The organism is Lacihabitans sp. CCS-44, from assembly GCF_024343735.1.
Lineage (GTDB): Bacteria > Bacteroidota > Bacteroidia > Cytophagales > Spirosomataceae > Leadbetterella.
In genome coordinates this window covers 99,069-112,751 of sequence record NZ_RJUE01000058.1, presented here as the reverse complement: position 1 = coordinate 112,751, position 13,683 = coordinate 99,069, and the positions used below count along the sequence as shown (strand labels likewise).

At 37.4% G+C, this 13,683-nt stretch carries 8 protein-coding genes; 6 read left to right on the top strand and 2 right to left on the bottom strand.

Annotation, left to right across the window (positions count from 1 at the left end):
- Nucleotides 1–92: 92 nt before the first annotated feature.
- A complete protein-coding gene (locus EGI26_RS12990; protein WP_255078907.1) occupies nt 93–2,291 on the bottom strand; it encodes a transglycosylase domain-containing protein in 2,199 nt (732 codons plus the stop codon).
- A 249-nt stretch (nt 2,292–2,540) separates the two neighbouring features.
- Complete coding sequence (gene tsaD, locus EGI26_RS12985) at nt 2,541–3,551, bottom strand: tRNA (adenosine(37)-N6)-threonylcarbamoyltransferase complex transferase subunit TsaD (RefSeq protein ID WP_255078902.1); 1,011 nt, start codon at nt 3,549–3,551, stop codon at nt 2,541–2,543.
- Nucleotides 3,552–3,763: 212 nt separating this feature from the next.
- Between tsaD and EGI26_RS12980 the strand changes: the two genes are divergently transcribed.
- From EGI26_RS12980 to EGI26_RS12955, 6 genes are all read left to right on the top strand, one after another.
- Nucleotides 3,764–8,416: a translocation/assembly module TamB domain-containing protein gene (locus EGI26_RS12980; RefSeq protein WP_255078901.1), complete on the top strand. Its 4,653-nt coding sequence runs from the start codon at nt 3,764–3,766 to the stop codon at nt 8,414–8,416.
- Nucleotides 8,413–9,879, top strand: a complete 1,467-nt coding sequence (gene dnaB / locus EGI26_RS12975; protein WP_255078900.1) for a replicative DNA helicase — start codon at nt 8,413–8,415, stop codon at nt 9,877–9,879. Before EGI26_RS12980 ends, dnaB begins: the two co-directional genes overlap by 4 nt.
- A gap of 175 nt (nt 9,880–10,054) precedes the next feature.
- Nucleotides 10,055–10,948: a cyclase family protein gene (locus EGI26_RS12970; protein WP_255078899.1), complete on the top strand. Its 894-nt coding sequence runs from the start codon at nt 10,055–10,057 to the stop codon at nt 10,946–10,948.
- Between the two features lie 115 nt (nt 10,949–11,063).
- Nucleotides 11,064–12,185 (top strand): MBL fold metallo-hydrolase, encoded by a 1,122-nt coding sequence (locus EGI26_RS12965; protein ID WP_255078898.1) that lies wholly within the window; start codon nt 11,064–11,066, stop codon nt 12,183–12,185.
- On the top strand, nt 12,178–12,744 hold the full coding sequence (locus tag EGI26_RS12960) for a TetR/AcrR family transcriptional regulator (RefSeq protein WP_255078897.1): 567 nt from the start codon (nt 12,178–12,180) through the stop codon (nt 12,742–12,744). The genes EGI26_RS12965 and EGI26_RS12960 overlap by 8 nt, the downstream gene beginning before the upstream one ends.
- A 162-nt stretch (nt 12,745–12,906) precedes the next feature.
- Nucleotides 12,907–13,656, top strand: coding sequence for an outer membrane lipoprotein-sorting protein (locus EGI26_RS12955; protein WP_255078896.1), 750 nt, complete (start codon nt 12,907–12,909; stop codon nt 13,654–13,656).
- The last annotated feature ends 27 nt before the right edge of the window (nt 13,657–13,683 follow it).

The window sequence follows — 13,683 nt, the reverse complement described above, 5'->3', positions numbered from 1 at the left end:
GTGAGGCATTTATCGAATCTTCAAATAGCAAAACCTACAGAGACTGAATGAATCTATCCTAAAACCAACAGAAGTTCAAAGCCCAAATATCTCTAGAGCAACTCGTCGTCGTCTGCCGGTTTCAAGGCTGGCTGAGTTCCAAGATCTCCCTGTGGCACAGGAAATCCTTCATTCGGGCTCAGCACACAGTCTCCAGCTATCCTGATACCATCAGGCACTAAAAATTTGGTCTTCTTATACTCTATATCTTTGTCGGCATATACCTTTTGCATAAATAAACCCCATGCTGGCATGGCTATACGTGCCCCTTGTCCTAGTTCGATACTTTGAAAGTGAATGGCTCTATCTTCACCGCCGACCCAAACTCCACCTATCAGGTCTTGGGTCATACCCATAAACCACCCATCAGAGAAATTAGAAGTTGTCCCAGTTTTGGCAGCAACTTCATTACCATCTAACACGCCAAACCTTCCTAATCCTACGGCAGTACCTCCACCAGCAGTGGCTCCACGCATTAAATGTATCATTTTATAAGCCGTTTCTTTGCTTAATACTTCTTTTTGATCTGGAAGATATTCCTTTACCACCTGTCCGTTTTTGTCTTCAATCCTCACCAAAACCATGGGCTCTGTATATTTTCCTTGGTTTGCAAATACAGCGTAGCCAGCCAAAAGTTCAAATAAAGAAACCTCTCCTACTCCTAAACAAAGCGAAGGTGAATTGGGCAACTCACTTTTGATACCCAATTGATGGGCATACTCTATAACTTTAGACGGTTTAAATTCTTTGATTAGCCTAGCACTGACAGAATTTATTGATTGCCCAAGTGCTTGTCTTAAAGTAAGTGATGCATATGAATATTTGCCATCAGAATTTTTGGGTGTATAAGATCTTGAAAGTCCATCTTCTGCTCCAAACGTAATAGGTTCATCCACTACTTTTTCGCATGTAGAAAAACCATTATCAATAGCTGTTACATAAACAAAAGGCTTAAACGTAGAACCTGGTTGCCTTCGACTTTGATTCACGTTATCGAACTTAAAATGTTTAAAATTTATACCCCCAACCCAGGCTTTAATATTGCCATTCCGAGGATCCATGGCCAGCATACCTATGTTGAGAAAACGCTTGTAATGTTTTATAGAATCTATGTGTGACATTACAGTGTCCCGTTCGCCATTCCAAGTAAAGACCCTCATGGGAACTTTCTCACGCATCCGAGCAAGAATAGCTTTGTCGTCATTGCCATAGGTTTCCTTTAAAAATCTATAGATTTCGGTACGCTTGGCATTGTTTTCTATAAAATTGGGAATCTCTACATACTGGCTTGAGTTTTCACTTTTCCGCTGTACCCAAGGATTTTTGTACTTGTAAACATTGTTAAACTTTGTTTGCTGGTCTCTCATGTGGGTTTTCATAGCCTCCTCAGCATAATTTTGCATACGAGAGTCTATGGTTGTGTATATTTTAAATCCTTTGGTGTACAAATCTGATTCTTCGTAGCCTAGCTTCTTGAGGTCTTTTTTCACAATGTCTTTCAGATATTCTCTAAAATACTGAGCTACTCCATAATTGTGACTTTCAGGAGCGTAATTGAGTACAATAGGTATCTCTGTCATTGACTCACCCTCCTCTGGTGTAAGTTTATTAAACTTCACCATTTGAGAAATTACCACATCTCTTCTTGATTTCGAATTTTTTGGAAAAAACTTAGGGTTATACTTCGAAGGATTTTGAATCATGCCCACCAAAAGAGCGGACTCTTCTGGTTCTAAATCTTTGGGAAGCTTCTTAAAATAAGTTTTGGACGCTGATTTTAAACCATAAGCATTGCTACTAAACTCTATGGTGTTGAGATACATGGTCATTATCTCACTCTTGGTATAAATCCTTTCGAGTTTTATGGCAGTTACCCATTCTTTGGCCTTAATAGTTAAAGTTCTCAACACCGGTACTTTATAAAGAAGCCCTTCGTAGGATTCATCTTGTCTAAGTTTAAACAGATTTTTGGCCAATTGTTGAGAAATTGTGCTACCACCTCCTTTTTTGTTGAAAGTAATTAATCCACCAAAAACCCTTAGCATACTGCGAGCGTCTATACCAGAATGCTTGGTAAATCTAACATCTTCTGTGGCTATGAGTGCATTAATAAAACTTTCAGGAATTTCCTCAAAAGTCATATTACTTCGATTTTCATATAAAAAAAACTTACCTAAAATCTTGTTGTCTGAAGAGATAATCTCCGAGGCCACATCGCTTTTGGGGTTATCCAAGTCGTCTACCGATGGCATTTTACCAAAAAGCCAAAAAAGATTAAAATTAAGTGCAATTATAAAAAAAAGGAATCCCCCCAGTCCTAAATAAAAAAATCTATATGACAGTTTTATCAGAAAGCTGTATTTACCAGAAGCCAAATTTTTGAGAATTGGAAGATTCATATTTTAAAGGCAAGATTGATTTTAGAACTCAAAATTAATATTTTAAATGATTGAACGCATCAGTTAACATTTAATTACCAAAAAAATGCAGAAAATGCTAAGTCAAATCTGAAACCTCGGCATGGGACTTACCTGCTGATGTGAGAATTCCTTCTCTAAATATTTAAAATGTGCTGCCATGGCTATCATGCCAGCATTGTCAGTACAATACTGAAAATCAGGAATATACAAAGACCACCTCTGCTTATCTGCTTCTACTTGAAGAGCATTTCTCAGGCCCTTATTGGCTGATACACCCCCTGCGATAGCTATTTCTTTTATTTTCAATTCTTTAGCGGCTTTTCTGATTTTGCGTATCAAAGTAGTGATTAATGTTTGTTGATAAGAGGCACAAATGTCGTTCAATCTTTCAGTTACAAAATCCTGCCCGTGTTTTTGAATAAAATACAGCAAGGAAGTTTTCACTCCGCTGAAGGAAAAACTATAGCTGGGCATCTCAGATATTGGAAATTCAAATGCTTCTGGATTGCCCAGAGCCGCATACTGATCTATTTTGGGGCCGCCAGGGTATCCTAAACCCAACATTTTGGCTGCTTTATCAAAAGCTTCACCAACAGCATCATCCGCTGTTTCGCCAAGCACTTCCATATCCAAAGGGCTCTTTACCAACACTATCTGCGTATGCCCACCGCTGACTGTCAAGCATAGAAACGGGAAATTAGGCCTAGGTTCATCTATAAAATGTGCCAACACATGGGCTTGCATGTGGTTGATTTCTATCAGCGGAATGTCTAATCCGAGGGCGAAGGCTTTGGCGAAGGAAGTCCCAACCAGTAATGAACCCAAAAGACCAGGCCCGCGGGTAAATGCAATCGCTGAAAGTTCGTTTTTTTGAATTTCAGCTTCCACAATTGCGGCATTTACCACCCTCACAATATCCTGTTGATGAGCCCTTGAGGCCAATTCGGGTACAACGCCGCCATGTTGCTCATGAATGATTTGTGAAGCCACAATGTTAGACAACATTTTGCCGTTGTAAATAACCGCAGCCGAAGTTTCATCACAAGAAGACTCTATCGCTAAAATGACTATATTTTGAGTATTTAGAGGCATTTAGTTTTTATTATCATTATTTTTAAGAAATTTTGTGGGTTAATTCTAACAGCAAAGATACGCAGAAGAGCATAAGAAGCCAAAGAGCACAGTTTGATAGTCGGGTAGATTTGGGGATTTGGTAAAGAATTCTCAACAAATATCTCCTAGTGGGTTATTTTATCTTGACATTAAGCATTTTAGGCTTTAATATTTTTATAAAACAAAGGAATTTGAAACGCATATTCAACATACTAATAAATATTACAGGAATAGTAGTCTTGTTGATAGTATCGTTGTCGATATTGGCGTATTACTCCTTACAACTACCTGAAGTACAGACAAATATCACCCAAAAGGCCACAGAGTGGCTTAGTGAAAAAGTTGGTGGAAATGTAACCATCTCGCAAGCCAGAATTTCTTGGCTTGATGAAATAACTTTTGAGGACATTAACATAAAAGACCTTGAAGGCAGAGACATGATTTTTGTCAGAGAACTCTATGTAAACTGTAAAACCAACTTCACTTTTGATCTTGCAAATAATCTTAAGATTGGATTCGACAAAAACTATATTCCTTCCATCACTTTCAACACCGGCAAAATATTTAAATTCGATAATAATCTTGACTATGTATTGCTCAAAAATCCTGAAGTAAAACTTGTAAAAGACAAAACAGGAAAGCTCAATATTGACTATTGGATAGCCGCCATCGAAAAAATCGGAAAAGATTCAACAAAAAAATCTGTTCCAAATCAAAACAAACCATTCACGATAGACAACGCCTATATAACCAACGGAAACGTAAGCCTCAGTGATGCCAGAAGAGATCGTTTCCCTGACAAAACCTTTGATTATTACAACTTTAGGTTCGATAAAATAAATGCCAATATTGAAAACGTACTTATTTTGGGTGATACAGTCGCATTTAAAACCACGAACCTTTCAGCTGTAGATTACAGAAGCGACTTGAAAATTAAAGATATCAAAACTGATTTTCTTTATTGCAAGACCGCTATGCTGCTAGACAATCTCTCAGCGTATATCAATGAATCATATGTGGGTAACAAGCTTCATTTCTTATACGAAAGACCATCTGCTTTCAATGATTTTTTTAGAAAGGTAAAAATGAATGCAAATCTTAAAAATAGCATTCTAGATAGCCAAGATTTAGGCAGGTTTGCTTCTGATATGTACAATTACAAAGAACGTTACATTCTTTCTGCCAAAATGGATGGATTGTATGTTGATTTAAATTTCAAAGAATTTGACTTGAAGTTTGGAACTAGCTCCAACCTAAAAGGAGACGTAAACTTTAAGGGATTTCCTAATCTAAAAAAAACCAATACAACTTTGTCTTTAAAGCCTTCAACGATGCTGGCTAAAGATGTAAGTCAATATAGTAAAAACCCTGATTTTCAGAAATACATAAAGAAGATTGAAAAACTTGATTTTTCTGGGACTTTTGCCGGTGTTTATGATAATTTCAAGACCAAGTCAGAGCTGAATGCACTGGGATTGGGCAAAATCAATGGCGAAATGGAAGTCCAGATTGCCGCTGACGCCACTTACAAAGGCGACCTAAATATTCAGCAACTGGATTTGGGAAAGCTTTTTGATGAACCTTCATTAGAAAAACTCTCTTTTCAAGGAAAAATTGACGGAACAGGTTTTGAAGTAAAAAGTGCTTTATTACAGCTTGACGGTCAAGTTTCAGAAATTGGCTACAATGGTTATACCTACAAAAATATTATAGTTGATGGCAACCTTGGTCAGTCTATTTTTGATGGGTATATAGACATCAAAGATCCCAATATTACCGCTCAAGTGGAAGGTAGAGCCGACCTAAATAAAGAGCTTAATACTTTTAAAATAAAAGGATTGCTCGAAAACGCTAACCTTAAGCCTCTCGGAATTTCTAAAGAAAACCTGAAGATAAAATCAACCATAAACTTCGATTTTATAGGCAATAAATTGGACGACTGGATCGGTAGAGCAAGATTTTCAAATACGGTTTTAGAGAACGAGAATCACTCATTGGCAGTAGATTCATTATATTTTAATTCTGGCATTTACGAAAACCAAAGACGTTTTTCGATGGTATCAGAATTTTTCAATATTGAGTTAAATGGCAACTTTGTGCCCAGCAAAATAATATCTGATGTAGGTGTTTTAGTAAAGGAATATCAACTTTATTTTGATGAAACTGAAGAAAACAGGATGGCTTATTACAAAGCCAAAAATATTGCAAAAAATGCCCCCGCCAACTTCTATGATGCCAACTATCGGCTTTATTTTAAAGACAGTAGACGTTTTTTTGGCTTCTTTGACCCCAATATTTATGTATCAGCAGGTTCGATTTTAAAAGGAAAATTTTTATCAAGAGTTACCTCTGAGTTTTCGTTAGAAGGAGAACTTGACAGTGTAAGTTATAAAGGAAACGAATTTTATAAGTCAACAATAGACTTTAACACTTCAAAATATGCCCAATCCCCAGAGGTTCTGACATCGTTAATTTTGTTTTCGAAAAATCAGAAAATCAGCAATGGAATTCTTACAGAAAACCTTTATGCAAATGCATTTTGGGACCAAGCTAACACTATTAACTTTGATGCATCAATTGACCAGCAAAACAGTAACAGCAACATCGGGCTTTTTGGGTCAGTAAAGTTTACGCCCAAAGGGTTTGACATACGATTTAATCCAAAAAACAGTAAAGTGTTCTTAATTGATAAAAAATGGACGTTTTCAGAGAACAACCTTATCAATGTTTTGGAGAATAAGATAGTTTTTAACGACCTAAAACTCTCGAATAATAATCAAATAGTTAGGTTCAACGGCATAGTTTCAAACGATCCAAAGCAGGAATCCATTTTGACAGTTCAGGATTTTGATTTACTTACCCTTAAACCTTTTACAAACGTAGAAACCAAAGGAATTGCTAATGGTGAACTTCGATTGCGTGATTATTATAAAAACCCACTTTTTACGAGTAACCTTCACATAGAAAACCTTGAATATCGCAACAGCTTAATTGGTACAGTAACTACTGAAGCCAACTGGGATAACTTGGCGAATAAGTTAAAGATTAACGGAAGTGTATTCAGACAATTTGAAGAAATATTCAGAATGAACGGCTACTATGATCCAGAAATAAAAAACAATTCGCTTAATCTAAAAGCCAAAGTCAGGAATCTAAATTTACAGATGTTTGAGGGGATGTTGACAGGAGTAATGACCAACATGACAGGCCTTGCAGAAGGTGATGTAGAGATTTTCGGAACTCCTTTAGATCCAATTTTCAAAGGGCAAATAAATATAAATAAAGGCTCATTGAAAGTAATATCTTCAGGAACGACAATCTATTTTGATGATAAAGTATTGCTCAACGAAGAAGGTTTTGTGGCTGCACCTGAGGGCATCACAGTGCGAGACGCACCCATTGGAGGCAACTCAGCTACTATACAAGGTGGTGTTTTTAATGGTGGCTCTGGCAAATTCATGGTAGGCCTCAATGCCTCCATAAAAGGTAGCAATGGCTTTAAGGTATTGAATTTGAAATCTTTCGAGAGTGATGTATTCTACGGAACAGCCTTTGCGGGTGGAGATTTGCAGATGACTGGAGACTTTGAAAACATTGTAGTGACAGGTAATTTAAACAGCAAAAAAGGCACGAAGATTACGATTCCAATGGACAGTGGGAAGAAAATTGACCTCAAACAAGAGGGAATTCCATTCTTAAAAAAAGCTGAAAAGATTGACTCTACATTAATCTTGAAAACCAAAAAACCTAAAATTAAAACAGGAGGAGTAAAAATAGCTTTTAATCTAAGCTTTACCCAAGATGCTGAATGCGAAATCATATTTGACCGAACCAACAATGACGTGCTCAATGTATTTGGCGAGGGCCGATTAAGCATATTGTATGATACCCGTGGCGATTTTACTATCAGCGGCCCTTATGTGGTCAGAAGTGGCAAATACAATTTCAGTTTTCAAAACCTAGCCTCGCTCCGCAAATTTAATATTGTGGATGGTAGCCGAATCACATGGTCAGGAGACCCTTATGATGCCAACTTAGATCTTCGGGCCAATTATACCGCCAACATTCCGATTCCGTCTTCCATATCTGATGACTTAGCAAATACTTCGGCAAGGTTTCCAGTAAATGTAACCGTGATATTGTCCGATAGACTTCTGACGCCTACCATCAAATATGATATAAATTTTGACCTGAAGCAAATCCCGATAATCGGACAATCTGACCTTTTAGGTTTTGAGCAAAAACTCCGAAACGATGAACAATTATTGAGTCGAAACGTATCTAGTATATTGGTTTTCAATGAGATATTCCCTGACAATATTGCGGCTGCCATGGCACAAGAGTTTTTAATAGATAATGTGAGCAATTTGCTGTCAAACCAAATTGGAAACCTTGCAAACAAACTCAATCCAAACTTAGAGTTGGGAGTTCAATTTGGTGATTTTAGAGAGAATATTTTGAACAACATGCAGCTCAATTTTAGTTACAGATTCCTGAATAACCGTATAAAACTTAGCGGAAAAAGTTCATTTATCAATAGCCTTGAAAACAACATAAACGCCACCACCACTGGCCAGCTTTCGGTAGGTGGTGAGTTAGAGTATAACCTTTCGCAAGACGGTGAGTATAAATTTAGACTGTATTCCAGAAGTGTTCCCACGAATTATTATACTTTCTCCTCTACTGGCAATGTAATCGTATCGGGCGGAAACTTTATTATTTCTCGAAACTTCAATTCTTTACTCAACAATAAAAAACCTAAAACTTTCCCTTTGGGTGTGGGTAAAAAAGAAGAGGTGTCTATGCTAAAATTAGACTCAACAGGTAGTAATTTCATAAAATGAAACAACAAAGAAGAAGATTTCCTGAAAAACCAAAACGAAACCCTGAGCAAATCTTTGATTTTCAGCAGTCTTCGCACATAATTGAATTAGAAGCTGCTGTGCTGGGTGGAGTCATAAAAGAAAAAGATGCCCTCACTACAGTGATAGATGTCCTTAAACCCGACAGCTTTATTTCAGAAAAACACGAAGCCATCTACCAAGCTATTTTGTTGCTTTTTGGAAAATCTGAGCCTGTGGATTTGCTAACTGTAACGAATCAACTTCGGCTTTCTGGGGAGCTGGAATTTATTGGCGGAGCGGCATATTTGGCTCGTATCAGTGCCAAGTCAATTTCTAGCCACATTGAGCACGATGCTCGCATAATTGTACAATATGCCATCAGACGCAACATAGTAAAAATAATGGGTGATGTAGTGACAAAAGCCTATGAAGACACCACCGACGTGTTTAATTTGCTCGATAGTACCGAACAAAATCTAAGAGAAATACAAGAAGGAAACCTCAACAAAAACATACCCGACCTTCAGATGGTGGTTCAGAAAACCATCCAAGAGCTCAAAAATAAAGCCGAACAGGATGGTGGATCTGCCAGTGTTCCATCTGGTTTTCCTTCATTAGACAGAGTAACAGGCGGGTGGCACAATACCGAACTTATCATCATTGCGGCGAGGCCTGGTATGGGTAAAACGGCATTTGTGGTATCAGCACTCCGAAACGCCGCCATAGATTTTAAATTGCCCGTGGCTTTGTTTTCACTTGAAATGAGCAGCCAGCAAGTAATGCTCCGATTGATATCTGCTGAAGCTGAAATAGACTCACAAAAACTTAGAAAAGGGGATTTGGAAACGGAAGACTGGCATGCTTTGCACTCTCGACTTAACAATTTGGCCACCGCACCTATTTACATTGACGACACTCCTGCCCTATCGGTACTAGAGCTGCGTACGAAAGCCAGAAGACTTAAGGCTTTTCATAATATTCGCTTACTAATAGTTGACTATCTGCAACTTATGACTGCTGGCAATGGCAAGGGTGGTATGAACCGTGAACAAGAGATTGCGGCAATTTCTCGATCGCTCAAAACAATTGCCAAAGAACTAAACATACCCGTTATAGCACTCTCTCAGCTAAGCCGATCGGTAGAAACACGTGCAGGAGATAAACGTCCTCAGCTATCCGACTTGAGAGAATCTGGCTCGATTGAGCAAGATGCCGATGTCGTAATGTTTTTGTATCGTCCTGAATACTACCAAATTACAGAAACCGAAACTGGTGAAAGCACAAAGGGCATGGCCGAGGTTATCATAGCCAAAAACCGAAGTGGCTCAGTAGACAGTGTAAACCTCCGCTTTGTGGGCAAGTACACCCGTTTTACAGAATTCGATGGCTTCACGGTGTCACAAGACAAATACGAGGAAATAAGTGGCACCAAAATATTGGGAAGCAAGGCCAACGATTTGTAAGGAATTTAGAAAGTCTTATATTGAATAAAATTGCGAGAAACTGCGAGATTCTTCGAGAATCTCGCAGTTTTTGCTTCCTGAGTTGACATAAATGCCTAAAGTAAAATACACTTTTTGTTTCGCCAAAAATAGTTTTCTAACCTAATTGGATTAATCCCTAATTTCACAAATAAATATGGACAAAAGAGTAAAGTTTAATTTTGAGATATATTTCACCAACGGAGGAAGTCTGAAAGGGCAAGATTTTAGGCTAGATATTGCTACAGATACTATTTCAGATAAAGAATTGGCAGATTATTTAGTAGCAGATATGCGGCTTTTGATGGTTGGTTGGGTTGAAATTCTGAATAAAATCGTTTTTGCTGAGCCACACAAAAGAAAACCTATTGGCACAAAAACAGCAAATTCATTGTTAATAGACCTCAGTCATACCATAGAACATGGTTTAGTAACTTACAAAGGCCTTCCCGCTCCTATTGTTTGCGATTATTTGAGTAGAGAAGATTCCAAAAAGTTTTACGAAGAAGGTACAGAGTTTCAGATTGGCAAAATAGAAATGGTGACCAACACAGGTACCTATCTTGACTGTCCATTTCATAGATTCCCAGACGGCAAAGACCTCTCAGAAGTGGGTTTAGAGGCGTTTACTGATTTAGAAGGAATCAAAATTTCAGTTTCATTTAGCGAAACATTGGCCGTAACAAAACAACACCTCGAAGGATTTGAAATAAGAAATCGTGCAGTATTAATTCACACCGATTGGTCAAACCATTGGAATACTGAAAAATATTACGAAAATCACCCTTATTTAACACAAGAAGCCGCCGAATATTTGAGAGATTGCCAAGTAAAATTGGTAGGTATAGACTCTCACAATATAGACAACACCCAAACCAACACCCGCCCAGTTCATTCGACACTTCTAGGTGCCGAAATATTGATTGTTGAACATCTTTGTAATCTCTATTTACTGCCACAAGATGGGTTTACGTTTAGTGCGATTCCACCCAAGTTCAAAGGTGTAGGTACTTTTCCAGTAAGAGCTCTGGCAAAGCTTCAACAAGCTTAATTTTCAAATATTTTAATCCAAAATACCAGTTATCATATCAAAAAACCATTCATAAAAAATAAAACTGCAAGTGTCCTAGCAATTCCCTACTTTTACTGACTGATTAGTCAGTTATATGAAAAGAAGAACAGTAATTTTAATATTTATTATAGGAGCAGTAATGAGCTTAAATGCCTTTTTTAGAATGGCCATTTTTGGAAGAATGCCATCTGGAGCAAGATTAAAACGTATAAAAAAATCACCCAATTACAGAGATGGAGCCTTTCAAAATCAGAGCTTTACGCCTGATTTAACAGAAGGTGCAACGTATTATACTGTAATGAAAGAATTTGCTTTGGGAGACAAAAAAGGTCAAAAACCTGAAACCAAGATTCCGTCCCACAAAACCGATTTATTGCACTTAGACCTAAAAGAAAACGTCTTGATATGGTTTGGGCATTCGTCATATTTTATACAAATCGACGGAAAAAAAATACTCATGGACCCAGTCTTGAGTGGTAATGCCTCGCCTCTGTCTTTTACCACCAAAGCATTTGAAGGCACAGACAGATATTCGGTAGATGATTTCCCAGAAATCGATTATTTGTTTATTTCGCACGACCACTACGACCACCTTGATTACAAAACAATCGTAAAGTTAAAGTCAAAAGTTAAGGCCGTGATAACGGGCTTAGGCACTGGCGAACACCTCGAATACTGGGGATATGATCCCAAAATCATTATAGAAAAAGACTGGAATGAAACCATAGATCTTGGTGGCGGTTTTTTGGTAAATACCACACCAGCACGTCATTTTTCAGGAAGAATGATAAAGAGAAACCAAGCTTTGTGGACATCTTTTGCACTAAAAACACCGAGTCAAAACTTGTTTTTGGGCGGAGACAGTGGATATGATAAACATTTTGCTGAAATTGGAGAGAAATTCGGACCATTTGATTTGGCAATTCTTGAAAACGGACAATACAACAAAAGCTGGAAACACATACACCTGATGCCTCACGAAATACTCCAAGCGGCAAAGGACTTAAAAGCCAAGCGTCTGTTTCCAGTACATTCGTCTAAGTTTGCACTGGCCAATCATCGTTGGGATGAGCCATTAAACAAAATTATAGAAAACAACAAAGCCGAAAATCTAAACATCATTACGCCAATGATAGGCGAAAAAGTGAATTTAAATGACCTCAATCAAAAGTTTACTGAATGGTGGAAAAGTGTAAAAATAAACTATCATGGATAAAAAAACGAGCGTGTTGGAGGCCGCCCTACGGCTTTTTGTGGAATTTGGATTCCATAACACGCCCACCAGTAAAATCGCCAAAGAAGCTGGAATTTCGAGCGGTACTTTATTCTATTTTTTCCCTACCAAAGATGATTTGGTTGTAGCTCTCTATCTAGACATTAAAGGCAAGTTAGGCTGTGAAATCACAGAGAGTATTTCTCTGGAGAATTCATTCAAAGAAATTTTAAAAAAATACTATATAGCTACGCTCAATTGGGCTACCGAACACAAATCCGAATTTAAGTTTATGGAGCAGTTTAATTCTTCTCCATATCTTAAAAAAATTGCAGAAGAGGAGGTTCAAAAATATGTAAAACCTTTGAAAGGACTTTTACAAAATGCTATTGATGAGGGCGTTTTGAAAAATATGAATTTAGAAATAATCTTTACCCTCATAAGTGGCCACACTTTCAGCATTAACCAATATTTGCTCTCAAACGAACTTTCTGAGAATAAAAGAAATGAGGTAATAAACGAAACTTTTGAATTAATATGGCATATGATAGCTGTAGTATAATTCAATAATACAACTTCTCCTTTTCGATTTAGAAAAATCGCCCTAATGTTCTTAAATTTTAATAAGTCCCATTATCATTAAAATAAAACCATTCATACACTTTTATGGTTTGAAATAAAATCTCTTTCTCTACTTTTACCCAATCAATTAATCTCTATATAAATGAAAAAAACAATCAAACTTTTATTTGCGTCAGCTTTAACTTTCGCAGCTACATTCGCACAGGCACAAACTGCCGATGACATCATCAACAAGTATTTTGAGGTTACTGGTGGTAAAGCCAAATGGGCTGAAGTGAAATCAGTAAAAATGACAGCAAAAGGCAAACAAGGTGGCATGGAATTTCCAATAACTAGCCTTCAAAAAGCTCCAAATTTGATGAAGCAAACCATCAATTTCCAAGGTAAAGACATTACTATTTCGGCATTTGATGGCAAAGAAATGTGGAAAACAAGTTTTATGACTATGAAAGCCGAAAAAGGTGAAGCCGAAGACAGCGAAAACGCTGCAAAATCTTTAGATTTTCCTGATCCATTTCTCGACTATAAAACTAAAGGTTACAGTGTGGCTTTAGATGGTGAAGAAAAAGTAGAAGGCACGGATTGCTACAAAATAAAACTGACTAAAAAGCCAGTCAAAGTGGATGGTAAAGAAGAGGAAGACTTCAGTTATTATTTCTTCGACAAAGAAAACGGTGTACTTATAATGAACCGTAGTGTGGGCAAAAAAGGCCAAATGAAGGACGTAGCAGTAGAGACATTGATGAGTGACTATCAAGAAGTTAATGGCCTATTTTTTCCATTTACAGTGAGCCAAAAAATAAATGGCCAAGTAGCTTTTACTATGGCAATGGAAAAACTTGAAATGAACGTACCTATCGATAACAAAGAGTTTGCGTTTCCAATAGATTAATTTTTATTACAAACTTAGCCTCATTTA